Below are 25,661 nucleotides of genomic sequence, written 5' to 3' on the forward strand. Positions count from 1 at the left end.
ATGCATAATGAAGCACCCATTATCCGTCGCAAATCAACGCGTATTTACGTCGGCAAGGTGCCAGTAGGTGACGGCGCACCTATCGCCGTACAATCCATGACCAATACGCGTACCACGGATGTGGAAGCGACGGTTAAACAAATTAAAGCGCTGGAGCGCGTTGGCGTTGATATCGTGCGGGTCTCGGTGCCCACGATGGACGCCGCAGAAGCCTTTAAGCTTATCAAGCAGCAGGTCAATGTTCCGCTGGTGGCGGATATTCACTTTGATTACCGTATTGCGCTGAAAGTAGCGGAGTATGGCGTTGACTGCCTGCGTATTAATCCCGGCAATATCGGCAACAATGAGCGTATCCGCCAGGTAGTGGAGTGCGCGCGCGATCGTAATATCCCTATTCGTATCGGTGTGAACGCCGGCTCGCTGGAAAAAGATCTGCAGGAAAAGTATGGCGAGCCGACGCCTCAGGCGCTGCTTGAGTCAGCGATGCGTCATGTGGATCACCTTGATCGACTGAACTTCGATCAGTTTAAGGTGAGCGTTAAAGCCTCCGATGTTTTCCTGGCCGTCGAATCCTACCGTCTGCTGGCGAAGCAGATCGATCAGCCTTTGCATCTGGGTATCACCGAAGCGGGTGGCGCACGCGCCGGCGCAGTGAAATCAGCCATTGGCTTAGGGCTGCTGCTTTCAGAAGGCATTGGCGATACGCTGCGCATTTCGCTGGCGGCCGATCCGGTAGAAGAAGTTAAAGTTGGCTTCGATATTCTGAAGTCGCTACGCATTCGTACGCGCGGCATTAACTTTATCGCCTGTCCAACCTGTTCCCGCCAGGAGTTCGATGTTATCGGCACCGTTAACGCGCTGGAACAGCGGCTGGAGGATATTATCACGCCGATGGATGTATCGATTATCGGCTGTGTGGTAAATGGACCGGGCGAAGCGTTGGTTTCAACGCTGGGCGTAACCGGCAGCAACAAGAAAAGCGGCTTTTATGAAGATGGTGTGCGTCAGCGCGACCGTCTCGACAATGACGATATGATCGACCAGCTTGAGGCGCGAATTCGTGCCAAAGCAGCAATGCTTGATGAAACCCGCCGCATTAATGTGCAGCAGGTAGAAAAGTAACTGGCGGCGTCACGTGAGTGACGCGCTGAATGAACCTGAACGGCTGCGCCGTACAGGTTTTTTCTGTTTTACGTTTTTGGTGTTATTACCAGAACGGCCAGGCAATATGTCTGGTGTAATTTACATATAGAGAGAAATGACGTGGCGAAGAACATCCAGGCCATCCGCGGCATGAACGACTATTTGCCGACAGACACCGTTGTCTGGCAGCGTATCGAAGGGATCCTTAAACAGGTGCTGGCCAGCTATGGCTACAGTGAAATTCGCCTGCCGATCGTAGAACATACGCCGTTGTTCAAGCGCGCTATCGGCGAAGTGACCGACGTGGTGGAAAAAGAGATGTACACCTTCGACGATCGCAACGGCGAAAGCCTGACGCTGCGCCCGGAAGGGACCGCAGGCTGCGTGCGAGCGGGTATTGAGCATGGCTTGCTCTATAACCAGGAGCAGCGTCTGTGGTACATGGGTCCCATGTTCCGCTATGAGCGTCCGCAAAAAGGCCGCTATCGTCAGTTCCACCAGATCGGTGCTGAAGTCTTTGGCCTGCAGGGGCCGGATATTGATGCCGAACTGATTATGATGACCGCCCGCTGGTGGAAAGCGCTGGGAATTGCCGATCATGTCGCACTGGAGCTGAACTCTATCGGCTCGCTGGAAGCGCGCGCCAACTATCGCGAAGCGCTGGTGGCGTTCCTGGAACAGCATAAAGAAAAACTGGATGAAGATTGCAAACGTCGTATGTACAGCAATCCACTGCGCGTACTGGACAGTAAAAATCCAGAGGTGCAGGCGCTGTTAAACGATGCGCCTACGCTTGGCGATTATCTGGATGAAGAGTCTCGTGAGCATTTCACCGGCTTGTGTGCGCTACTGGACAGCGTTGGCATCGCGTATACCGTTAACCAGCGTCTGGTGCGCGGCCTCGACTACTATAACCGCACAGTGTTCGAATGGGTAACCACCAGCCTGGGCGCGCAGGGCACGGTTTGTGCCGGTGGCCGTTATGACGGTTTGGTAGAGCAGCTGGGCGGTCGTGCTACGCCGGGCGTGGGTTTCGCCATGGGTATGGAACGTCTGGTGCTGCTGGTGCAGGCGGTAAACCCCGATTTTGAACCGTCTCGTATTGTTGATGTCTATGTTATCGCTTCGGGTCAGGGCGTGCAGTCTGCCGCCATGCAACTGGCCGAGCAGGTGCGTGATGCCGCACCAGCGCTGAAACTCATGACCAACTTCGGCGGCGGTAATTTTAAGAAGCAGTTTGCCCGTGCCGATAAGTGGGGCGCTCGCGTTGCGCTGGTACTGGGTGAAGACGAAGTAAAAGCCGGGCAGGTGGTGGTGAAAGACCTGCGCAGCGGCGAGCAACAAACGCTGGCGCAAAACGATGTCGCGGCGGCGTTAGTAACGCTGCTGTCATAAGCGCTTACGGCAGGAACAGTTAAGGAGAAGGATGGCGTGGAAGTTTACAGCAACGAAAACGAACAGGTGGACGCGCTCCGTCGTTTTTTTGCCAATAACGGCAAAGCATTAGCGGTTGGCGTGGTGCTGGGTATCGGCGCCCTGGCTGGCTGGCGTTACTGGAGCGGTCATGAAGATACCTCCGCGCGTGAGGTGTCAGCGCATTACCAGCAGCTGACCAGTGCGCTGGACGGTAGCAAGCCGCAGACGCTGGAAGCGGTGGCAAAGTTTGCTAACGATAACAGTAATACCTATGGCGCGCTGGCTTCGCTCGATTTAGCGAAGCAGTACGTTGATAAAAATGAGCTGGCAAAAGCGGCTACGCAGCTTCAGAGTGGCATAAAACATACGCAGAACGCCAACCTGCAGGCGGTAATGAATCTGCGTCTGGCGCGAATTCAGCTGCAACAAAAGCAGGCTGACGAGGCGCTGAAAACCCTGGACAGCATAAAAGGCGAAGGCTGGACGGCTATCGTCGCGGATATTCGCGGTGAAGCGCTGCTAAGCAAGGGCAATAAACAAGGTGCCCGTGATGCCTGGAGTAAGGGGATCGATTCCGAGGCGTCACCGGCGCTGAAAGAAATGATGCAGATGAAAATGAATAACTTAGGTTAAGCCATTCAAGAGAGAGCGCATGGAATTACGTAAATACCTGCTGCCAGGGCTGATTTCAGTCACTTTACTCAGCGGTTGCTCGCTGTTTAGCGGCGAAGAAGATGTCGTCAAAATGGCCCCGTTGCCGAAAGTTGAAAACCAGTTTGAGCCGCAGGAAGCGTGGAGCACCTCTGTCGGCGACGGCATTGGCGATTATTATTCAAACCTGCATCCCGCCTGGCAGGAAGGCACCGTTTATGCTGCCGACCGTTTTGGTATCGTTAAGGCGATGGATGCCAGTGACGGTAAAGAAAAATGGAAGATTAACCTTTCTACCGATAATGGGTTCTTCTCGAAGAATACGCCAGCCTTGCTGTCAGGCGGGATTACCGCAGCCGGCGAGCATATCTATATCGGTAGTGAACGCGCTCAGGTTTATGCGCTCAACAGCAGTGATGGTTCCATCGCCTGGCAGACCAAAGTCGCAGGCGAGGCGCTTTCTCGTCCGGTAGTGAGCGATGGTCTGGTATTGGTTCATACCAGTAACGGCATGCTGCAGGGTCTGGATCAGAGCAGCGGCGTGGTAAAATGGACCGTTAACCTGGACATGCCAGCGCTGTCGCTGCGCGGCGAGTCTGCGCCAGCAACCGCCTTTGGCGGCGCGATTGTAGGCGGCGATAATGGTCGCGTTAGTGCCGTGATCCTCAATCAGGGCCAGATTATATGGCAGCAGCGTATTTCTCAGCCGAGCGGCGCGACTGAAATCGATCGTCTGAGCGATGTTGATACGACGCCGGTGATCGTTAACGGTGTGGTGTATGCGCTTGCTTACAACGGCAACCTGACGGCGCTGGACCTGCGCTCCGGTCAGATCTTATGGAAGCGTGAGATCGGCTCGGTGAAAGATTTTATTGTTGATGCAGGCCGTATCTACCTTGTCGATCAGGACGACCGCGTCGTGGCGCTTAACGCCGACGGCGGTGTCGCTATCTGGCGTCAGAGCGATCTGCTGCACCGCAACCTGACTTCGCCGGTGCTCTACAACGGCTATATCGTGGTAGGGGACAGCGAAGGTTATCTGCACTGGCTGAACACTGATGATGGCCGTTTTGTGGCGCAGCAGAAAGTTGATGGCTCCGGCTTCCAGACTGAGCCGGTAGTGGCCAGCGATAAGCTGCTGATTCAGGCCAAAAACGGTGAGGTTTATTCCATCACCCGTTAACCCCTGGCGGCTAACGTAACGCTGATTAACGGCTCCTGGCTTACAGGGGCCGTTTCGTTTTTTTGATGGCGTGTTATCCTTAGCGCCTTCAGCCTGATCGGGGCGGTTCTGACCGTATATACTAACCTGTTCAGGCTTCTGATTTTTCGTTTCGTAATGAGGCTTTATTTATGATACCTGTGGTCGCGCTGGTTGGGCGTCCTAACGTGGGCAAATCCACCCTGTTTAACCGTTTAACGCGCACCCGCGATGCGCTGGTGGCAGATTTCCCCGGTCTGACGCGCGATCGTAAATACGGGCGCGCCGAGGTAGAAGGACGTGAGTTCATCGTCATCGATACCGGCGGTATTGACGGCTCCGAGGATGGCGTGGAAACGCGGATGGCGGAACAGTCGCTGTTAGCGATTGAAGAAGCGGACGTGGTGCTGTTCATGGTTGACGCCCGTGCTGGCCTGATGCCAGCCGATCAGGCTATTGCCAAACATTTGCGCTCGCGTGAGAAAGCAACCTTCCTGGTCGCCAACAAAACCGATGGGATGGATGCTGACAGCGCTGTGGTTGATTTTTATGCGCTGGGACTGGGCGAGATTCACTCTATCGCTGCATCGCACGGACGCGGCGTCACCACGCTGCTGGAAACGGCGCTGCTGCCGTGGATGGACGAAGTTGCGCCGGCAGAACCGCTGACTGAAGAGCAAGAAAACGAAGCTTACTGGGCGGCGTTAGCGGCTAAAGAGAGCGGCGAAGATGAGGAAGAGGAAGAAGAGTTCGACCCAACGGGCCTGCCGGTAAAAATTGCCATTGTAGGTCGTCCCAACGTTGGTAAGTCAACGCTTACTAACCGCATCCTTGGCGAAGATCGCGTCGTGGTATATGACATGCCGGGAACCACGCGTGACAGCATCTATATTCCTTTGGAACGTGACGATCGGGAATATATTCTGATCGACACCGCTGGCGTGCGTAAGCGCGGCAAAGTAACTGAGACGGTAGAAAAATTTTCGGTTATCAAGACGCTGCAGGCGATTGAAGATGCGAACGTTGTCCTGCTGGTTATTGATGCCCGTCAGGGGATTTCCGATCAGGATCTCTCACTGCTTGGCTTCATCCTGAATAGTGGGCGCTCACTGGTTATTGTGGTTAACAAGTGGGATGGCCTGTCACAGGAGATCCGGGACGAAGTAAAAGAGACGCTCGACTTCCGTCTGGGCTTCATTGACTTTGCACGCGTTCACTTTATTTCTGCCCTGCACGGCAGTGGCGTTGGCAATCTGTTTGAATCCATTAATGAAGCCTACGATTGTTCTACGCGCCGCGTTGGTACCTCTATGCTGACGCGCATTATGAACATGGCTTCGGAAGATCATCAGCCGCCACTGGTACGTGGCCGTCGCGTTAAGCTGAAATATGCGCACGCCGGTGGTTATAATCCGCCGATCGTGGTTATTCACGGTAACCAGGTAAAAGATTTACCTGACTCCTATAAGCGTTACCTGATGAACTATTTCCGCCGTTCGCTGAACGTGATGGGAACGCCGATCCGTATTCAGTTTAAAGAGGGCGATAACCCCTTCGCCGGTAAACGTAACCTGCTGACGCCAAATCAGCAGCGTAAGCGTAAACGCCTGCTTTCGCACCTGAAAAAGAACAAGCGTTAATTTATACGGGGCTGCAAATGCAGCCCCGTATCATATTTATAATCTGTTCCAGGGATAATCTCTCCCTCCGGTTGTTCCAGGAATCGCGTCCCGCATCATGCCACTGATTAGCCCAGTCGCTGTGCTGGTCCTGGTCCCAGTAATTATTTTCCCGCTAGCCGCCAGGACCGCTGGCACCAGAAATCTGTTTTTCTGTGCATTATTTGAGCGCTTTATTTCAATTATTCTTTTTTAAAATAGTTAATTGATCTTTTTTTATATCTCCCGAGACCCGATTAGTTAATAAATCTGCGGTTAGTTTTTACTATTATTATTTTTTAATGAACTATTAAAAATAAACCATATTGTTCATTTTTTGTTTTTTATCATTGATTTAATTATATTTTATTCAACTGGCACTGGCCGCCATGCAAATCTGGCTGAAAAAGATTATTCTGGCGTTAAGGTTTTGCCAGTTTTTCCCGACGGCAAAAACAGGATGTTTAATTTATAGTCATTGTTAAGGAGAAGTTATGAAGCAACGCTGTGAGGCGTGTGATTTCCCGCTAACCCTGACCGACAGCGATTTCTGCTGTGAGCGGTGCGGCGCGCATTATGTTCGCCAGGCTCACTGTCCTGAATGCCATCAGCCGCTTCAGGTGCTGAAAGCCTGCGGTGCGACCGATTATTTCTGCCCGCATGGGCACGGGCTTATTTCAAAAAAACGGGTCGAATTTTCCCGCTGAGCCGGTAAAGCTTTCACTGCTTTTATGCTGGCTGGCGGCCAGACGTGCAATTTTTCTTTTCCCTTCCGCTTTTCTCTCCGTCTGTTTGCAGTAAAAGTGCGAATTTTCGCACTATTGTTAAATATTTGTTTAACCGGTTATGAACCAATTGGTACAATCTGCGCCGTTGGTCTATTTTCTTTTTAGTCGCGCAGTAAGCGTTGATGGTTAAGGAAGAAGATCTCGTGGCGGGCGGCTCGCCCGTTTCAGGTTAACTCATTGTTATGGCTGCATAATAAATCACCGCGCCGGTCCGCATGCCGGGCAGATGACTTAATCATTATTGCTAAGCCTTGGTTCCACCAGGAGAGTTCTACTATGGTTCAAACAACTGCCCGCTCATCGAAAGGGCTGGGTATATGGTGCATTTTGCTGGGGCTGGTACTGCTGGCTACCGGGGGGTTCTTTGCTATCGGCGGCGGTAAACTCGCCTTACTTGGCGGTAGCAAGTACTTCCTTATTGCTGGAATTGTCACCATTCTCTCTGCAATTCAGTTTTTCCGTCGCAAAACGTCAGCGGTGCTGTTGTTTGCGCTGGTGTTTGTCGGATCCTTGATTTGGGCACCGATTGATGGCGGTTTTGATTTCTGGCCGCTGGTTTCGCGCCTGATGGTGCCGACCGGCTTTATGATCCTTGCGTTGCTGACGTTACCGGCGCTGCGCAAACATGAGAATAAACCCTCAGCCGCGAAAGCCGCTTATGGTGCCAGTGCCGTGCTGGTCGTTGCTATGCTGGCAACGCTGGTGCAGATGTTTCAGCCTCACCCCACGGTAGCTTTTGAAGGTCAACAGCTGCCGCTGGTGCCGGTTGATCAAAGTAAAGCGCAGAAAAACTGGGAAAACTACGGCAACACAGCGGGCGGAAGCCGCTTTGTGGCGCTCGATCAGATTACGCGTGACAACGTGAAAGATTTAAAAGTTGCCTGGACCTTCCACACCGGTGACGTACCGGATAGTCCGACTGGCAACGGCGCAGAAGATCAACAAACGCCGCTGCAGGTAGGCAACCGTCTTTACATGTGTACGCCGCACAACAATGTGATTGCGGTCGATGCCGACAGCGGCAAGCAGATCTGGAAACATGAGGTTAACGCACAGGCCGAGGTGTGGAACCGCTGCCGTGGCCTGGCTTATTTTGATATTAATAAGCCTCTGCCTCAGCCAACAATGCCCGGTTCAACGCCGGTAACGCCGGTCTCCCTGCCAGCGGGCGATAGCTGCCAGCGCCGTATTCTGATGAACACCATCGATGCGCGCCTGATCGCGATCAACGCTGATAATGGCGAGCTTTGCCAGCAGTTTGGTGACAACGGCAGCGTTAATCTTAAAGCAGGACTTGGCGATGCGCAGGATCCTAAATATCAGCTGACCTCTGCGCCTACTCTGGCCGGGACGACCGTGGTTGTGGGCGGCCGCGTAGCGGATAACGTGCAGACCGATATGCCGGGCGGCGTACTGCGCGGTTTCGATGTGGTTACCGGTCAGATGCGTTGGGCATTCGATCCGGGCAATGAGCAGCCGAATGCGCCGCTGCAGCCGGGTCAGTCTTATGCCCGCAGCACGCCAAACTCCTGGGCGCCTATGTCATGGGATGCCGCGACCAATACCGTATTTATTCCAATGGGCAGCTCCTCCGTTGACCTGTGGGGGGCCAATCGTACGCCGCTGGATCATAAATATGGCGCGTCGATTCTGGCGCTTGATGCCACCACCGGCAAAGAGAAGTGGGTTTATCAAACGGTACATAACGACCTGTGGGATTTTGATATTCCCATGCAGCCGAGCCTGATTGATTTCCCGCAAAAAGATGGCAGCACCAAACCGGCGGTGGTTTTTGGCACCAAGGCCGGGCAGATCTTTGTGCTGGATCGCCTCACCGGTCAGCCGCTGACGAAAGTCGAAGAGCTGCCGATGAAGCAGGGCAATATCCCTAACGAGCAGTACACCAAAACGCAGCCGCACTCTACAGGCATGCCGCAAATCGGTGCGCAAACGCTGAAAGAGTCCGATATGTGGGGCGCAACGCCGTTCGATCAGCTGGTATGTCGTATCGCCTTTAAATCGATGCGTTATGACGGATTGTTCACCGTACCGGGCACCGATAAGTCACTCAGTTTCCCTGGCTCGCTGGGCGGCATGAACTGGGGCAGCCTCTCCACCGATCCCAACAATCACTATATCTTTGTTAATGATATGCGTTTGGGTCTGTGGGTACAGATGATCCCGGCCAACACCGATAAAATTGCGCGCGGCAGCAACGGCGGCGAAGCAATCAATACCGGCATGGGCGCAGTACCGCTGAAAGGCACGCCGTATGCGGTTAATAAAAACCGCTTTATGTCGCCGCTGGGCATTCCCTGCCAGGCACCGCCGTTCGGTACGCTCTCTGCAATTGACCTGAAAACGCAGAAAATCGTGTGGCAGGTTCCGGTAGGCACCGTGCAGGATACCGGTCCGTTTGGCGTGAAAATGCGTATGCAGATGCCGATTGGTATGCCGACGCTGGGCGGTACGCTGGCCACGCAGGGCGGGTTAGTGTTTATCGCCGGTACACAGGATTACTATCTGCGCGCCTTCGACAGCTCCACCGGTAAAGAGGTATGGAAAGCACGTTTGCCGGTCGGCAGCCAGGGCGGCCCCATGAGCTATGTCTCGCCGACTACCGGTAAGCAGTACATCCTGATTTCTGCGGGCGGCGCACGTCAGTCGCCGGATCGTGGCGATTATGTGATTGCTTACGCGCTGGATGACCAGACCGAGAAGAAATAATAAAAAGGCCCCGCAAGGGGCCTTTTTTTATGGTCTTATTCGCCTTCTTTCCACAGCGCCTTGAGTTCCGGCGGCGCAAGGCTGTCAGGGATCACAATCACAATATCAGCAGAGTGATGCTGCGTATCGTAGCTGATTTGAATACGGTAATAATATTGATCGCCACGCCCGGCCTGTTGCTGCTTATCGGCCGGTTCCCCTAATGGTAAAGAGTGCCGCAAAATTTCGCAGACGCGCTCTTTTTGCGGATTGGCCAGCTGCCCCAGCGCGATACGTCGCTGACCGGCCAGTTTCGGTATATAAGCAAAACCGCCTTCGCGCGCCAGATCGATCACGGCGTCGTCGGTCAGTTCCGGTAATTCTTTCATGATAAAACGCCCGTTTCTTTCCACGCGTTCTCAATTGCCTGCGCCGTTGCCGTGTTAAAACGGTTTTGCGCATGGCGAATAGTGAACTGCGCAAAGGTGTTGAAATCAGCATCCTGCGGCAACTCTTTGTCGCAAACCGTATCATACCAGGCATGTCCCGCCAGCTCCCAGGCGTAGCCGCCCAGCGCTTTGGCTGCCAGATAAAATGCACGGTTTGGGATGCCAGAGTTAAGATGAACCCCGCCATTGTCTTCCCGGGTTTTAATATAGTCGCGCATATGGCCCGGCTGCGGATCTTTGCCCAGCATGGGATCATCATAGGCGGTGCCCGGCTCGGCCATTGAGCGCAGCCCGCGTCCATTAATGCCCTCCGCCAGTAAACCTTCGCCAATAATCCAGTCGGCCTGATCCGCAGTTTGCTTGCGATGGAACTGTTTAACCAGCGATCCAAATACATCGGAGAGCGATTCATTCAGCGCGCCTGCCTGTTCAAAATAGATCAGACCCGCTTCGGTTTCTGTCACGCCATGCGCTAACTCATGCGCCACCACATCAATAGCAATGGTGAAGCGGTTAAAAATTTCGCCGTCGCCGTCGCCAAACACCATCTGCTGTCCGTTCCAGAAGGCGTTTTGATACTCTTTACCATAGTGCACCGTGCCCATCAGCGTTAGCCCCTGGTTGTCCAGTGAGTTACGCTGATACGCCTGCCAGAAGAAATCATAGGTTACGCCCAAATAGTCCCAGGCTTCGGTAGCGGCAATATCGTTATTGTCAGGCTGGCCTTCCTTACGTACCAGCGTACCGGGCAAGCTTTCCGTGTTTTGCGCATCATAAATTTCACGATCCACATGACCGCCCACGGCGTTTTGCGGCGCTGTTGGCTTATGCCAGTTATGCGCCATCAGATGCTGAACATGCGTTAAGGTACGGCGGGCATAATCCTGCTGATGCCCCGATCCGTTATCAATAATTTTACGTAGAATATAGGGCGGAATAACCGGGCAAGCTGACGTACGAGACATAATGGCTCTCCTTAGGCTGAAATAACCCTTATTGATGAAAGCGTAGTCTGCTAAGTGTAGCTCAGATATGAAACGGGCCTGTCTCTCGCTCCGATTGTTTATTTATTAAAAAAACTTATGTTATAAGCGATCGTCATAGAGTTGAGGATGGTGCGTGCTTAGTGCCGGTTCTATTTTATGCGCACTGAAACGCCGCACCGATTCCCGTACCGCCAGTTTTCCCTGTAATAACAGGTTGCAGGATGGAGCTGCGGGCCGCAGCAGTCGACGCTGCAGTAGCTGGATCGCCTCAAATCCCAGTTCATCGCGCGGCACCTGTACTGAGGTTAAAGGAACGTCATGGATCTCTGCCAGATTCGAACTGTCGGTGCTCATTACGGAGATATCGCCAGGCACTGACAGGCCCAGTTTTTTTATCGCCGCCACTGCGCCCATCGCCATAAAATCGCCGCCGGCAAGGATCGCACTGGGCCGGTGGGTGCGATCGGGCAGGGCGCTGAGCCAGCTGGTGACCGCCAGCTCCGCTTCCTCTGCGCCGAAACCGGCGGTAGTGACCAGATGCTGTCCTGCGTCAAAAGTGAGATTTTGCCGCATCCACGCCTGACGAATCCCCGCCAGACGCAGCTCCATGGTATCGCGCCGCAAACACTGCAAATTAAGGATATTGCGGTGCCCCTGCCGGAACAGATAACTGGCGGAAAATTCCCCGATGAGATGATGATCGGGGGAAACGCTGTCGAGGCGCATTTCACGATCGCTGCAGTTAATCAATACGCAGGGTTTATTCAGATCCGCCGCCAGCGAATGAATATGGGGATCGTCAATGCCAATAATCAGCGCCGCCTGCGTTTGCGGATGATTCATCCTTGCAACAAACAGCGCACTGTCGCTCTGTTCTTCAGCCAGGCCGCAGGAGCTGATGCGCACCTCATACGGCCTAAGCGCTTCGATCACGCTCTGGATCACCTTGTAGTAAAAAATGTCGGTACGTACGGAAAAGGCACGTGGCGGCGCAAAAATGACCAGGCTGTTTAGCATCAGCCTGCCCTGTGAAAGATCCTGCAAAATGCCGTGCTGGCGGGCGCAGGCTATCACCTTCTGTCTGGCGGCATCGCTGGTATTGGCTTTTCCCGCCAGCACACGCGAAACCGTGCTGATCGACAGCCCGGTTTGAGCGGCGATCAGGCTGATTTTTAACTTTCCATTCATTTTGTGATCCCCTTCAAATCAGGTGATGAAAATTTTTTCATCCCGGACGGATGGCGGATGGCTGCGAATGCAGAAGCAATTTCTGTCAATCCTGCACTACAGATGAAAATCTTTGCAAAAAACATAGTTTCACCCGGCAAACCTGCTGGTTAGTCTGCAACCGTATCCTTGTTGATCAGGCGCGGAGCTTTACTATGCTGACGGTGCGCCAGGGAAATCAACTGATAATCATAGGGTTAAGCGTTCTGTGCGGCCTTTTTGTGAAAGCCGTCGCATTGCACCGCTGTTGTAGCCTTCGATACCACAACTGAAGCGCCTGCGGGCGAGCCGCACAACAGGCGGCGAGGGAGAAACAGATGAGTATTGAAACAGAACAGGCAACCGCAACCCGTTCCGCCCCTAAATTCAAATCGCTGCGCTGGTGGATGCTGGCGCTATTTCTGCTGGGCATCACCATTAACTACATCACCCGCAATTCACTGGGCATTCTGGCACCGGAGCTGAAAGTCAGCCTGAATATGTCCACTGAACAGTATTCGTGGGTGGTGGCGGCATTCCAGCTCGCTTATACCCTGTTTCAGCCATTTTGCGGCTGGCTGATCGATGTGATTGGCCTGAAAACCGGCTTTATGATCTGCGCCATTATCTGGGCGCTGGTCTGTATGCTGCACGCCGGAGCGGGAAGCTGGGTACAGCTGGCGCTGCTGCGCTTTTTTATGGGGGGTGCTGAGGCGGCCGCTACGCCCGCTAACGCCCGCGCCATCGCCGACTGGTTTCCGAAAAAAGAGCGTCCGGTTGCCGCCGGTTGGGCTGGCGTCGGCTTTTCGATTGGCGCGATGCTGGCCCCGCCGATTATTGTTGTTACCCATCTCACGCTGGGCTGGCAGGGGGCTTTTCTGTTTTCCGGCGCGCTGGGCCTGGTATGGGTCGTGCTGTGGTGGCGCTTTTATCATGCGCCACAGCAGCACCCGAATTTGAGTCAGCAGGAGCTGGATCTGATTCGCGAGGATAATGAGCCGGATCTGCCGAAGCTGCCGTTTTTCACCTCGTTGGGCCGGCTCTGCCGCGATAAGAAATTTTATGGCATCGCGATCCCGGCTTTTCTTGCCGAGCCAGCCTGGGCGGTCTTCAGCTTTTGGGTGCCGCTCTATCTCGCCACCGAGCGCGGCATGGATCTCAAACAGATTGCATTGTTCGCCTGGCTGCCTTTTCTGGCGGCCGATATTGGCAGCGTCGCCAGCGGCTACCTTACCAGCCTGTATCGCAAATGGTTCGGCTTCCGGCGCATTAACTCAGTGATCGCCAGCTCCGTAACCGGCGCTTTTCTGATGCTCTCGTTGACGCTGGTTGCGGTAACCAAAGATCCATTTCTGGCCATCGCGCTGATCTCGGTGGGTGGCTTTGGCCACCAGGTGATCTCCTGCATGCTGAGCGCATTGGTGGTGGAATCATTCGATAAAAATCAGATGGCCACGGTTAACGGCATGCGTGGTTCCTGTGCCTGGATCGCCAGCTTCCTCTTTTCTCTGCTCATTGGTGCCGTTTCCGATACCGTCGGCTTCGGCCCGCTGTTTGTGGCGATGGGCTTTTTCGACCTGATTGGCGCGCTGTTCCTGATCGCTCTGCTGGCGGAGCGCGGCGCTAAAAAACGTTAAATGCTGGAGTGGATATGAAAACGTTAAAAAACTGGACGCTGGTGGGGGAGTATGCCGACAGGATCGAACTGCGGGTAGATGAACAGCATCTGTTCTGCCTCTACGTGCTGGAAGAGTCGCTGTTTCGCATCCTGATCAAACGCCGTGGCGAGCTGGCGCTGGATCGTACCTGGAGTATCGCACCGAAAGAGGATGTGCCCTGGGAGGGACGCGATCGCCTGAGCGTGGAAGGCTTTAGCCTGCCGGGCTATCATCTGCACATTCAGGATGAGCGGCTGCTTATCAGCAGCCAGAACCTGCGCGTAACGATCCATCAGCCGCTCTGGCTGCAGTGGGAATATCTTGATGCAAATAATCAGTGGCAATTACTCACCGAAGATCGCCGCACCAGCGCCTACTTATTAAACATGCATGGCGATGGCGTTGCGCACTATCAACGCCGTTTCGCCGACGATCGCTACTATGGGCTGGGTGAGAAGTCAGGCGATCTTGAGCGTAGCGGGCGCCGCTTTGAGATGCGCAACCTTGATGCCATGGGCTATAACGCCGCCAGTACCGATCCGCTCTATAAACATATTCCCTTTACCATTACCCGTCATGGCGAGGTCAGCTTCGGGCTGTTTTACGATAATCTGAGCAGCTGCTGGATCGATCTTGGTAATGAGCTGGATAACTACCATCAGCCTTATCGACGTTATCAGGCAGAGGCAGGCGATCTCGATTATTACCTGTTTTTCGGTCCGCGGGTGCTGGATGTCACGAAAGCATTTGTGCGGCTCACCGGTAAAACCTGTTTTGGCCCCAGATGGAGCCTGGGCTACAGCGGCTCAACCATGCACTATACCGATGCGCCCGATGCGCAGCAGCAGCTACAGCAGTTTATCCAGCTCTGCCGTCAGCATGCGATTCCCTGCGACTCTTTCCAGCTCTCTTCCGGCTACACATCCATTGGCAACAAGCGTTACGTGTTTAACTGGAATTATGAAAAAGTGCCGCAGCCGCGTGCGCTGAGCCAGGCGTTTCATGATGCCGGGCTGCGTCTGGCAGCCAATATCAAGCCCTGTCTGCTGCAGGATCATCCGCTCTACGAAGACGTGGCGCAGCAGGGGCTGTTTATACGCGATTCAGATAGCGCTGCGCCAGAGCGATCCTGCTTCTGGGATGATGAAGGTTCCCATCTTGATTTCACCAATCCGGCAACGATTCGCTGGTGGCAACAGAGCGTCACCAGCCAGCTGCTGGAGATGGGCATCGATTCTACCTGGAACGATAACAATGAATATGAGATTTGGGACGGTGAGGCGCGTTGTCACGGCTTTGGTCGTGCCGTGGCGATTAAACATATTCGCCCGGTGATGCCATTGCTGATGATGCGCGCCTCGCTGGAAGCGCAGCAGCATTTTGCCCCGCAGCGACGACCTTATCTGATTTCGCGCTCCGGCTGCGCCGGGATGCAGCGTTACGTGCAAACCTGGAGCGGCGACAACCGCACCAGCTGGCAGACGCTGCGTTACAACATCCGCATGGGATTGGGGATGAGCCTTTCCGGATTATATAACGTAGGGCACGATGTCGGCGGCTTTGCCGGCGACAGACCGGATGCGGAACTGTTTGTTCGCTGGGTACAAAACGGCGTGATGCATCCGCGCTTTACCATCCACTCCTGGAACGATGACGGCACGGTTAATGAGCCGTGGATGTATCCCGGCGTGACGGCGATAGTGCGTGAAGCGATCCGCCTGCGCTATCGCCTGTTACCTTACTTTTACACGCTGTTGTGGCAGGCCAGCGTCTGCGACGAGCCGATGCTGCGGCCTGCCTTTCTCGATCATGAGCATGACGCACAAACCTGGCAGGAAAGTGATGATTTTCTTATCGGACGCGATCTGCTGGTGGCCAGCGTGGTAGAGCCTGGCCAGCGTCAGCGCGCAGTCTGGCTGCCGGATAACAATACGGGCTGGTACTGCTTCTGGAGTGGACAATGGTATGGCGGCGGACAGTGGATCACGCTGGATGCACCGCTGGAACGGCTGCCGCTGTTGGTGCGCGCCGGGGCAGGGTTACCGTTGTCGCAGCGGATGGCGCACGTGGATGCGGCGGCGGACGACTGGCGCGAGCTGCGGTTGTTCCCGTTACTGGAAGGGCAGAGCGAAGGAATGATTTTCGAGGATGACGGCGAAAGCCATGCCTGGCGGCAGGGCAATGCGCTTTGGCTGCGCTGGCGCATCTGTTGTAGTACGACGCGCATTGAGCTGAATGTGGAGCGGGAAGGACGCTATCAGCCCGCCTGGCGACGTTTAACTGTTACGCTGCCGCCCGATGAGCAGCGCCAGCTTTGGATTAACGGCGAGCTTACTTCAGCCTATCATCTGTAGTTGAACGGGTAACAGGCCATTCAGGCGCGTAATGGAGCGTTAGGTTTGCTTCTTACGCGCTTTTTTCAATAGTGTAATGGTTTTCACTTCACTCTCTATCCAGCCATCCTGCAGTCGGGTTTGCAACGTTTCGCCAGGCTGTATCTGTCGGGTCTTTTTAAGCACTTCGCCTTGTGGCGTTTGCGTCACGCTAAAGCCGCGCGCCAGCGTCGCCAGCGGGCTAACGCCTTCCAGATGCGCCACCAGCACACCAAAATGTTGTTTCTCTGCACTCAGCCGCTGCTGCATCGCCTGCGTCAGGCGATAATGCCATTGCTGAAGCTGCTGCTGCGCCCGGTTAATATTGCGTTGTGGCTGCTGGGCCGTCAGGCGCTGCGCCAGACGATCCTGCTGACGCGAGGCGTTACGCAACTGTAGCTGCATCGCCTCGTCCAGCCGACGCTGCAGGCGGAACAGCGTGGTTTGCTGGCGCGCCAGCCGCAGCTGCGGATGCTGTTGCTGCAGACGATGCTGCAAGCGGGTAAAGGTACGCTGCTGCTGGGCAAGATAGTAATCCATCGCCATCTCCAGCCGCGTCTGCTGCGACTGAAGCTGACGCAGCAATTCCACCTGATTACGGCTAACGATTTCCGCCGCCGCAGAAGGGGTGGGCGCGCGCAGGTCGGCGACAAAATCGGCAATAGTCACGTCTGTTTCATGGCCTACAGCGCTGACAACTGGAATACGACTGGCAAAGATAGCGCGTGCCACACGCTCATCGTTAAAGCACCATAAATCTTCCAGCGAGCCGCCGCCACGTCCCACAATCAGCACGTCACACTCATTACGCAGGTTTGCCAGCTCAATGGCACGCACAAGGGCGGCAGGCGCCTCGTTACCCTGTACCACCGTTGGATAGATGATTACCGGTAGCGAAGGATCGCGACGATGCAGCACACGCAGCACATCGTGCAGCGCTGCGCCGGTAGCGGAGGTTATTACTCCAACCTGACGCGCCGGATCGGGCAGCGGTTGTTTATGCTGCTGCTCAAACAGGCCTTCTGCCGCCAGCCGCTGCTTTAACTGTTCAAATTGCTGTTGCAGCAGTCCTTCACCCGCCGGATGCATGCTCTCCACAATCAGCTGATAATCGCCGCGTGGCTCATAGAGCGTAACCGTCGCGCGCACCAGCACCTGTTGGCCATGCTGCGGACGAAAGGTCACGCGCCGGTTGCTGTTGCGGAACATCGCGCTGCGCACCTGAGCGGTATCGTCTTTGAGCGTAAAGTACCAGTGGCCGGAAGCGGGCTGGGTAAAATTGGAGATTTCGGCGCTGAGCCAGATATGCCCCATCTCGCCTTCCAGCAGCTGACGCACCGTGGTGTTAAGGCGGCTAACGGTAAAAATATTGGCGGAAGGAGGTAGCGACATGTGATAGGGATCAAATAATAAATCAGCGAGTTAATTAACCGATACTACATGGCTGATACAGAGGATCAAGACATTTTCTGAAAAAAAGCTGGAGGCAACCGATTACGCCCTGTATAATGCCGCGGCAATATTTTATCTGTTCTCATTCACCCCAGGTTGAGATATTGCCATGCTACGAATCGCTAAAGAAGCACTCACTTTTGACGACGTTTTGCTCGTTCCTGCTCACTCTACTGTCCTGCCTAACACGGCCGACCTCAGTACCCAACTGACCCAAAAAATTCGTCTGAACATTCCAATGCTCTCTGCTGCTATGGATACCGTGACCGAAGCCGGTCTGGCTATCGCACTGGCGCAAGAAGGCGGGCTGGGCTTTATCCACAAAAATATGTCCATCGAGCGCCAGGCGGAAGAAGTGCGCAAGGTGAAGAAACATGAAAGCGGCGTGGTGACCGATCCACAAACCGTACTGCCGACCACAACGCTGCGCGAAGTAAAAGAACTGACCGAGCGTAACGGCTTCGCAGGTTATCCGGTGGTGAGTGATGATAACCGACTGGTTGGCATTATTACCGGTCGTGATGTGCGCTTCGTGACCGATCTGAACCTGCCGGTAACGGCGGTGATGACGCCGAAAGAGCGCCTGGTTACGGTGAAAGAGGGTGAGGCGCGTGAAGTCGTGCTGCAGAAAATGCACGAGAAGCGCGTCGAAAAAGCGCTGGTAGTGGATGAGAGTTTCCGTCTGCTGGGCATGATTACCGTAAAAGATTTTCAGAAGGCCGAGCGTAAACCGCTGGCCTGTAAAGATGAGCATGGTCGCCTGCGCGTTGGCGCAGCGGTAGGTGCCGGTGCCGGTAACGAAGAGCGCGTGGATGCGCTGGTTGCCGCAGGCGTTGACGTGCTGCTGATTGACTCTTCTCATGGTCATTCCGAAGGCGTACTGCAGCGCATTCGCGAAACCCGCGCTAAATATCCCGATCTGCAAATCATCGGCGGCAACGTAGCCACCGGCGCAGGCGCTCGTGCGCTGGCTGAGGCGGGCGTAAGCGCGGTGAAAGTCGGTATCGGCCCGGGCTCTATCTGCACCACCCGTATCGTGACCGGCGTCGGCGTACCGCAGATCACGGCGGTTTCTGACGCGGTCGAAGCGCTGGAAGGCACCGGCGTGCCGGTTATTGCCGATGGCGGCATTCGTTTCTCCGGCGATATCGCCAAGGCGATCGCGGCTGGCGCTTCCTGCGTAATGGTAGGCTCAATGCTGGCCGGTACGGAAGAATCACCGGGCGAAATCGAACTTTATCAGGGCCGCGCGTTTAAATCCTATCGCGGCATGGGCTCGCTGGGCGCGATGTCTAAAGGCTCTTCCGACCGTTACTTCCAGAGCGACAACGCGGCGGATAAACTGGTGCCGGAAGGGATCGAAGGCCGCGTGGCTTATAAAGGTCGCCTGAAAGAGATCGTTCATCAGCAGATGGGGGGCCTGCGCTCCTGCATGGGTCTGACCGGTTGCGCCACCATTGAAGAGCTGCGTACCAAAGCTGAATTTGTTCGCATTAGCGGCGCGGGCATTTCGGAAAGCCACGTGCATGACGTGACCATTACGAAAGAGTCTCCGAACTACCGCATGGGATCTTAATCCCGAACCTTTCTCGCCCGGCCTCAGCCGGGCGCTTTTATTAAGTCTATCGCCCTGGAATTGCCTTAATGACGACGGAAAATATTCATAAGCACCGTATTTTAATCCTCGATTTTGGTTCTCAGTACACTCAGCTGGTTGCACGCCGTGTGCGTGAGCTGGGCGTTTACTGTGAGCTTTGGGCGTGGGATGTTACTGAAGAGCAGATCCGTGGATTTAAGCCGAGCGGTATCATCCTCTCCGGCGGCCCGGAAAGCACTACTGAACTTAACAGCCCGCGCGCGCCGGAATATGTCTTCAACGCGGGCGTGCCAGTGCTGGGCGTTTGCTATGGCATGCAGACCATGGCAATGCAGCTGGGCGGTAAAGTAGAAGGCTCCAGCGAGCGCGAGTTCGGCTATGCGCAGGTGGAAGTCAGAACCGACAGCGCGCTGGTACGCGGCATCGAAGATTCCGTCAGCGCTGCTGGCCTGCCGCTGCTGGATGTCTGGATGAGCCATGGTGATAAGGTTACCGCGATCCCTTCTGACTTCGTGACCGTTGCCAGCACCGAGACCTGCCCGTTTGCCATTATGGCGAACGAAGAGAAACGCTTCTATGGCGTGCAGTTCCACCCGGAAGTGACGCATACCCGCCAGGGCCTGCGCATGCTGGAACGCTTTGTGCGCGACATCTGCGAATGTGAAGCGCTGTGGACGCCAGCAAAAATCATTGAAGATATCGTTGAACGTCTGCGCGAGCAGGTAGGCAACGATAAAGTTATCCTTGGCCTTTCCGGCGGTGTTGATTCTTCCGTGACGGCGATGCTGTTGCATCGCGCCATTGGCGATCGTCTGACCTGCGTATTTGTCGATAACGGTTTGCTGCGTCTGAACGAGGCGGAGCAGGTAATGGACATGTTCGGCGATCATTTCGGCCTGAATATCATCCACGTACCGGCAGAAGCGCGCTTCCTGGATGCATTGGCAGGCATTGATGAGCCGGAAGCCAAACGTAAAACCATCGGGCGCGTATTTGTTGAAGTGTTTGATGAGCAGGCTACCCATCTTACCGACGTGAAATGGCTGGCGCAGGGCACCATCTACCCGGACGTAATCGAATCTGCCGCCTCTGCTACCGGCAAAGCGCATGTGATTAAATCGCACCACAATGTGGGCGGCCTGCCGAAAGAGATGAAACTGGGGCTGGTTGAGCCGCTGAAAGAGCTGTTTAAAGATGAGGTGCGTAAGATCGGTCTGGAGCTGGGTCTGCCTTACGATATGCTTTATCGCCATCCGTTCCCGGGCCCGGGTCTGGGCGTGCGCGTGCTGGGCGAAGTGAAAAAAGAGTACTGCGATCTGCTGCGCCGCGCTGACGCCATCTTTATTGATGAGCTGCGTAAAGCTGACCTCTATAACAAGGTGAGCCAGGCCTTTACCGTGTTCCTGCCGGTTCGCTCGGTAGGCGTGATGGGCGACGGTCGTAAATATGACTGGGTGGTATCACTGCGCGCGGTAGAAACCATCGATTTCATGACGGCCCACTGGGCGCATCTGCCTTATGAATTCCTTGGCCGCGTCTCTAACCGCATCATCAATGAAGTGAACGGCATCTCCCGTGTGGTTTACGATATTTCGGGTAAACCACCGGCTACGATTGAGTGGGAATAATTTAGTTGCGAGCAACTGGCACGACTAACTATTAAAAAACCCTTTAAGCCCGCTTACTCGCGGGCTTTTTTATTGCCAATATCAAACCTGATGTTTTGCCAGCAGAAGCTCAGCATGCTGAAGAGTTGAGTAAATTTTACCGTAAAACTTTGACGTCATGGGAGCTGAAGTCCAGAGCCACTCCAGTAATGGGGTAAAAATGAAGGAAGATTGAAAAGGGCGAAGTTTGTTTGCTCTTTTGGCAAATTAGTTAGCCGCATGCACTCCAGGCCCTGGGCTTTGTAAATCATGCAAATGGCATTAGCAGAAAAAAGTGACCTAACTGAATTTTGCTAACACATTGAAGAGATTATCAAACCAGCAAAGGATCACCGTCGCACCAAAAACAATGACCCTTGTCAGGATAATATTATCGCCCATATGCGTTAGGCCACGCTGACAACGATTAAACCTCTTTCAGTTTTGCCGTGAAGTGACGCAATACTTTCGGCTCATAGGTAAAGGTTAAGCCTCTGATATTTTCAGCGTTTGCCTTCACCTGCTGAAAGGCTTCGATAATGAAATCCATATGAGTTTGCGTGTAGGTGGCACGCGGGATCGTTAAACGCAGCAATTCGGCCGGGCAGGGTAGCTGTTTGCCGGTTTTCGGATCGCGGCCTAACAGGAAAGAGCCAATCTCAACTGCCCTGATGCCCGCAACCTTATAAAGCTCACACGCCAGAGCCTGCGCCGGGAATTGCTCAGCCGGAATATGCGGTAATAATTTTCCTGCATCCACAAAGGCTGCGTGGCCGCCCGCCTGCTGGCAAACAACCCCGATCTCTTCCAGACCATCGACTAAATACTGAACTTGCGCAATGCGATAAGCCAGCCAGTCCTGGTTCATGCCATCATACAAACCCACCGCCAAACGCTCCATGGCACCGCCCTCTAAGCCGCCGTAAGTCGGGAAGCCTTCCTGTACCACACAAAGCGTTCTGCACTCGGTATAAACATCGAAATAGCTGTCATCTTTGACACACAGCAGGCCGCCCATTGGCACCATCGCATCTTTTTTGGCCGACATGGCCAGCATATCCGCATATTGATAAGTTTCACGGGTGATCTGTTCGATGCTCCAGTCTTTATATTGCGCTTCGCGCTGTTTGATAAAATAAGCATTCTCAGCAAAGCGTGCGGAGTCCATCACTACCGGAATATCATATTTCTTCGCAATGCTGTACATCGCTTTTAAATTTGCAAGGGAGACCGGTTGACCACCAGCGGAATTGCTGGTGATGGTCGCAACAATATAAGGCACATTATGGGCACCGACTTCTTCAATCCCGTTTTCCAGACCCTCAAGATCAAAGTTGCCTTTAAAATCGTAACGTACAGCGGTGTCGAAAGCTTGTTTAATATAAACGTTACGAACGGTACAGCCATTAATCTGGCTATGGCCTTGTGTGGTATCAAAAAAATAGTTCGAGAACGCCACCATTTTGCTACGGTCCAGACCTTTTTCCTGCTCGCGTTTTTTGATCAGTACCGGAATATAGATCTGCTCAGCGCCACGACCCTGGTGAGTTGGAATGGTGTATTGATAACCAAAAATAGTTTTTACCGCCTCAGCTAACGCATAATAACTGCGGCTGCCGCTGTAGGCCTCATCACCGCGCAACATCGCCGCTTGCATATTTTGGGTAACCGCACCGGTACCGCTGTCCGTCAGTAAATCGATGAAAACATCTTCGCTATCCAGTAAGAAAGGGTTCATGCCCGATTTAATAATGGCTTCTTCACGGTATGCTCTTGTTGTACGTTTTACCGGCTCGATAACTCTGATACGGAACGGCTCAGGCAGGTGTTTGAAATTTTCCATGACATCATCCTCTAATACTTTTAATTACAATGATCCCTGTGAATATGCTGTTTGCTGTAGCCGCTGATTTGCCATGTTTATACAGGCAGGCGCAATCATTAACTCAAATGAGATAATAGTGATAAAGGCCGGGTCGCTATAAACGACAAAATTCAGGCGGATCAAACAAAAAGATCACGTGGAATCTGATTCGTTTGTCTTTGCTGGAGATGAATGCAGAGGGAACTAAGGACGATGCTCGACAATTTTGTTGTCGATGTTAAACCACTTTGAGGTTACACATATATGTAAGATATTCATAATGTACTTATCCTCGGAAGACACAGTGCTACAATATGGCACCAAAAAATTTTGTCTATTCGATAGTGAGTTTAATGTGAATCGAATCACAACTCATCAATGTGAATTGCCACGGGTTTAACAGAGACTTCCGCATCATTTCGAAACTGGGCATTTAATAATAGAGCACGGTGCTTCTGGCACGCCGTGCTCTATTCGCCTGGAGGGTCGTTTTCAGGAAAAGGTTCTTTCTGCAAAAAGTTCCCCGACCATGAAGTCGATAAAAACGCGTAGCTTCGGTGCCAGGTGCTTGCTCGATGGCCAAAGCAGCCGAAAGGTGCCTTGATGTTCGATGTACTCGTCCAGTACCGAAACCAGCAGGCCTTGTTCGATGGCCTGCTGCACCATAAAGTCCGGCAGGCACGCGATTCCCAGGCCCGCCACTGCCACGTCGATTAAGGCGGAGCAGGTGTTGCATACCATGGTTGTCGGTAGCGTGAGTTCCGGTGCGTTTTCGGCGCGCTTCAGCGGCCAGGGTTCCCGTTTTCCGCTGCTGGGAAACTTGTGATGCAAACAGGCGTGGCGCGTTAAATCGCCGGGTATCTGGGGTATGCCATGCCTTGCCAGATAATCGGGCGAGGCGACCAGCATCAACCGGTAGCTGCCTACCGGACGAGACATAAGGCGTGAATCGGCCGGTTCGCCGGTACGCATTACCACATCGAAGCCTTCTTCAATCACATCCACCAAACGATCGGAAAAATCCACGTCCAGTTCAATAGCCGGATAGCGATGCATGAAAGCAGTGAGCGCGGGCATAACCAACATTCCAGCCAGCGGCAGACTAATGCGTAGCCGACCCCGAGGCGCTTGCTGTGTCTCAGAGAGTTCCAGCTCGGCCGCTTCAACCTCGCATAAGATGCGTCGGCAGCGTTCAAGGAACTGCGCACCCTCGACGGTCAGCGTAATACTACGGGTGTTACGGTGAAACAGGCGCACGCCCAGGCGCGCTTCCAGCCGGGAGACGCTTTTGCCCACTGCCGATGAAGATACGCCAAGGAGACGCCCGGCTTCAGAAAAACTACGCGTTTCTGCCGCCTGTACAAAAAACGAAATGCCACTAAGAGGTTCCATTTTGCGTCTGCCAGGAATATTTGTCCGATATGTTTGGAACATTAGCATTATTGTCGTGGATCGGGAACGCCTTCACTATGCGGCTTACGTTCAACCGGTGCCGGTTCCATGCTATTTGCGACTGGCCGGTACCCTTTAAAGGCAGAGTTATGACAACTTCAACTGCAACCATCGACGTGCCCGCCGCACGGCTTCCTGTCGCATCGCTACTGGCGCTGGCGCTGGCGGGCTTTATCACCATCCTGACCGAAGCTTTGCCTGCGGGACTGCTGCCGCAGATCGGCGCTGGTCTGAAAATTTCCCAGGCGCTGGCCGGGCAACTTGTCACCGTTTACGCCGTTGGTTCGCTGATGGCGGCAATTCCGCTGATCGCGGCTACTCAGGGCGTACGCCGTCGCCCGCTGCTGCTGTCGGCGATAGCGGGGTTTGTTGTTGCCAATACCGTGACGATGGTTTCTGACAGCTATCTCCTGACGATGGTGGCCCGTTTTCTGGCTGGCGTATCGGCCGGACTGTTATGGGCGCTACTGGCGGGTTATGCCGCGCGCATGGTGCCAGAGCACCAGAAGGGCCGGGCTATCGCCATTGCGATGGTGGGCGCGCCATTGGCGCTGTCGCTTGGCGTACCTGTGGGCACTTTCATTGGTAGCCTGGTTGACTGGCGCATGTGCTTCGGCCTGATGAGCGGGCTGGCGCTGGCGTTGATGGTATGGGTGCGCCTCAGGGTGCCGGATTTCGCCGGGCAGGCCGTGGGTAAGCGGCTCTCGCTGGGGTATGTGTTTACCGTAGCCGGCGTGCGCCCGGTGCTTTTGGCGGTGCTGGCCTTCGTGCTGGCTCACAATATTCTCTATACCTACATCGCGCCGTTCTTAACGTCGGCAGGCATGGCAGAGCGGACGGATTTGGTGCTGCTGGTGTTCGGCATTACTGCTTTGCTGGGCATCTGGATTATCGGCGTGCTGATTGATCGCTATCTGCGCGCGTTAACGCTGTGCAGTACCATTCTGTTCGGGCTATCCGCACTGGCGCTGGGTACAGCGGGCAACATCCCCGGCGTTGTGTATGCCGCTACGGCCGCCTGGGGCCTGGCTTTCGGCGGGGCAGGGGCCCTGTTCCAGACTGCGCTCGCCAGGACCGCTGGGGAGGCGGCCGATGTGGCGCAGTCGATGCTGGTAACGGCGTGGAACATAGCGATTGCGGGCGGCGGCATCATCGGCGGAATTTTACTGGATCGCATTGGCGTCCCGGCATTCCCGCCAGCGCTGCTGGTGCTACTGATCTTAACGCTGGCCATAGTCTGGGCGGGTAAGCGCCATGGCTTCCCGCCAGCACAGAGGTAAAACGCGCCAAAGTTTTAACGCTGCGTATCCAGTGCCGTCTGATCCCCGAATATTTCCTGAGCCCGCATGAGTCGGGCTTTTTCGCCTGCTGCCAGCACGCTGCGTCAGCTTGAAAACGCCCGTTATCGTCCTAATA

At 54.4% G+C, this 25,661-nt stretch carries 18 protein-coding genes and 1 pseudogene; 12 read left to right on the forward strand and 7 right to left on the reverse strand.

Annotation, left to right across the window (positions count from 1 at the left end):
• From ispG to B1H58_RS12485, 7 genes are all read left to right on the forward strand, one after another.
• Nucleotides 1–1,122 (forward strand): flavodoxin-dependent (E)-4-hydroxy-3-methylbut-2-enyl-diphosphate synthase, encoded by a 1,122-nt coding sequence (gene ispG, locus B1H58_RS12455; RefSeq protein ID WP_085070722.1) that lies wholly within the window; start codon nt 1–3, stop codon nt 1,120–1,122.
• A 141-nt stretch (nt 1,123–1,263) separates the two neighbouring features.
• The gene (gene hisS / locus B1H58_RS12460) at nt 1,264–2,538 is read left to right on the forward strand and encodes a histidine--tRNA ligase (protein ID WP_085070724.1); all 1,275 of its coding nucleotides are present in this window, start codon (nt 1,264–1,266) and stop codon (nt 2,536–2,538) included.
• 36 nt (nt 2,539–2,574) lie between these two features.
• Nucleotides 2,575–3,192, forward strand: coding sequence for a YfgM family protein (locus B1H58_RS12465; protein ID WP_085070726.1), 618 nt, complete (start codon nt 2,575–2,577; stop codon nt 3,190–3,192).
• 19 nt (nt 3,193–3,211) lie between these two features.
• Nucleotides 3,212–4,393 (forward strand): outer membrane protein assembly factor BamB, encoded by a 1,182-nt coding sequence (gene bamB / locus B1H58_RS12470; protein WP_085070728.1) that lies wholly within the window; start codon nt 3,212–3,214, stop codon nt 4,391–4,393.
• A gap of 170 nt (nt 4,394–4,563) precedes the next feature.
• On the forward strand, nt 4,564–6,051 hold the full coding sequence (der, locus tag B1H58_RS12475) for a ribosome biogenesis GTPase Der (protein WP_085070730.1): 1,488 nt from the start codon (nt 4,564–4,566) through the stop codon (nt 6,049–6,051).
• A gap of 512 nt (nt 6,052–6,563) precedes the next feature.
• A complete protein-coding gene (locus tag B1H58_RS12480) occupies nt 6,564–6,776 on the forward strand; it encodes a zinc ribbon domain-containing protein (protein WP_085070732.1) in 213 nt (70 codons plus the stop codon).
• Between the two features lie 357 nt (nt 6,777–7,133).
• Nucleotides 7,134–9,584, forward strand: coding sequence for a glucose/quinate/shikimate family membrane-bound PQQ-dependent dehydrogenase (locus B1H58_RS12485; protein WP_085070734.1), 2,451 nt, complete (start codon nt 7,134–7,136; stop codon nt 9,582–9,584).
• Between the two features lie 35 nt (nt 9,585–9,619).
• Here B1H58_RS12485 and B1H58_RS12490 read toward each other — a convergent pair whose 3' ends face one another.
• From B1H58_RS12490 to B1H58_RS12500, 3 genes are all read right to left on the reverse strand, one after another.
• Entirely contained in the window at nt 9,620–9,952 is a 333-nt protein-coding gene (locus B1H58_RS12490; protein WP_085070736.1) for a protealysin inhibitor emfourin, read from the reverse strand.
• Complete coding sequence (locus B1H58_RS12495; RefSeq protein WP_085070738.1) at nt 9,949–10,977, reverse strand: M4 family metallopeptidase; 1,029 nt, start codon at nt 10,975–10,977, stop codon at nt 9,949–9,951. Before B1H58_RS12495 ends, B1H58_RS12490 begins: the two co-directional genes overlap by 4 nt.
• Nucleotides 10,978–11,097: 120 nt before the next feature.
• Entirely contained in the window at nt 11,098–12,186 is a 1,089-nt protein-coding gene (locus B1H58_RS12500) for a LacI family DNA-binding transcriptional regulator (protein WP_085070740.1), read from the reverse strand.
• A 347-nt stretch (nt 12,187–12,533) separates the two neighbouring features.
• On the opposite strand from B1H58_RS12500, the pseudogene B1H58_RS12505 reads away from it, so the two are divergent.
• Nucleotides 12,534–13,841 (forward strand): annotated as a pseudogene (locus tag B1H58_RS12505) (MFS transporter); the annotation flags it as partial.
• A gap of 14 nt (nt 13,842–13,855) precedes the next feature.
• Nucleotides 13,856–16,216 (forward strand): glycoside hydrolase family 31 protein, encoded by a 2,361-nt coding sequence (locus B1H58_RS12510; RefSeq protein ID WP_085070744.1) that lies wholly within the window; start codon nt 13,856–13,858, stop codon nt 16,214–16,216.
• A 39-nt stretch (nt 16,217–16,255) separates the two neighbouring features.
• Here the strand turns inward: B1H58_RS12510 and xseA are convergent, their stop codons facing one another.
• Nucleotides 16,256–17,626 carry an exodeoxyribonuclease VII large subunit gene (gene xseA / locus B1H58_RS12515; RefSeq protein ID WP_085070746.1) on the reverse strand — a complete coding sequence of 457 codons (1,371 nt, stop codon included), beginning with the start codon at nt 17,624–17,626 and terminating at the stop codon, nt 16,256–16,258.
• A gap of 169 nt (nt 17,627–17,795) precedes the next feature.
• Here xseA and guaB point away from each other — a divergent pair, with 169 nt between their 5' ends.
• Both guaB and guaA read left to right on the forward strand, forming a co-directional pair.
• Nucleotides 17,796–19,262 carry an IMP dehydrogenase gene (gene guaB / locus B1H58_RS12520; RefSeq protein ID WP_085070748.1) on the forward strand — a complete coding sequence of 489 codons (1,467 nt, stop codon included), beginning with the start codon at nt 17,796–17,798 and terminating at the stop codon, nt 19,260–19,262.
• A 68-nt stretch (nt 19,263–19,330) separates the two neighbouring features.
• On the forward strand, nt 19,331–20,911 hold the full coding sequence (gene guaA, locus B1H58_RS12525) for a glutamine-hydrolyzing GMP synthase (protein WP_085070750.1): 1,581 nt from the start codon (nt 19,331–19,333) through the stop codon (nt 20,909–20,911).
• Nucleotides 20,912–21,356: 445 nt separating this feature from the next.
• Here the strand turns inward: guaA and tnaA are convergent, their stop codons facing one another.
• The 3 genes from tnaA to B1H58_RS12540 form a co-directional block, all read right to left on the reverse strand.
• The gene (tnaA, locus tag B1H58_RS12530; protein WP_085070752.1) at nt 21,357–22,772 is read right to left on the reverse strand and encodes a tryptophanase; all 1,416 of its coding nucleotides are present in this window, start codon (nt 22,770–22,772) and stop codon (nt 21,357–21,359) included.
• Nucleotides 22,773–22,997: 225 nt separating this feature from the next.
• Nucleotides 22,998–23,072 (reverse strand): tryptophanase leader peptide, encoded by a 75-nt coding sequence (gene tnaC / locus B1H58_RS12535; protein ID WP_032257250.1) that lies wholly within the window; start codon nt 23,070–23,072, stop codon nt 22,998–23,000.
• A gap of 213 nt (nt 23,073–23,285) precedes the next feature.
• Nucleotides 23,286–24,185 carry a LysR family transcriptional regulator gene (locus B1H58_RS12540; protein ID WP_085070754.1) on the reverse strand — a complete coding sequence of 300 codons (900 nt, stop codon included), beginning with the start codon at nt 24,183–24,185 and terminating at the stop codon, nt 23,286–23,288.
• A gap of 149 nt (nt 24,186–24,334) precedes the next feature.
• On the opposite strand from B1H58_RS12540, the gene B1H58_RS12545 reads away from it, so the two are divergent.
• On the forward strand, nt 24,335–25,525 hold the full coding sequence (locus tag B1H58_RS12545; protein WP_085070756.1) for an MFS transporter: 1,191 nt from the start codon (nt 24,335–24,337) through the stop codon (nt 25,523–25,525).
• Nucleotides 25,526–25,661 lie beyond the last annotated feature (136 nt).

Source organism: Pantoea alhagi, assembly GCF_002101395.1.
In the GTDB taxonomy this organism is placed as follows: Bacteria; Pseudomonadota; Gammaproteobacteria; order Enterobacterales; family Enterobacteriaceae; genus Mixta; species Mixta alhagi.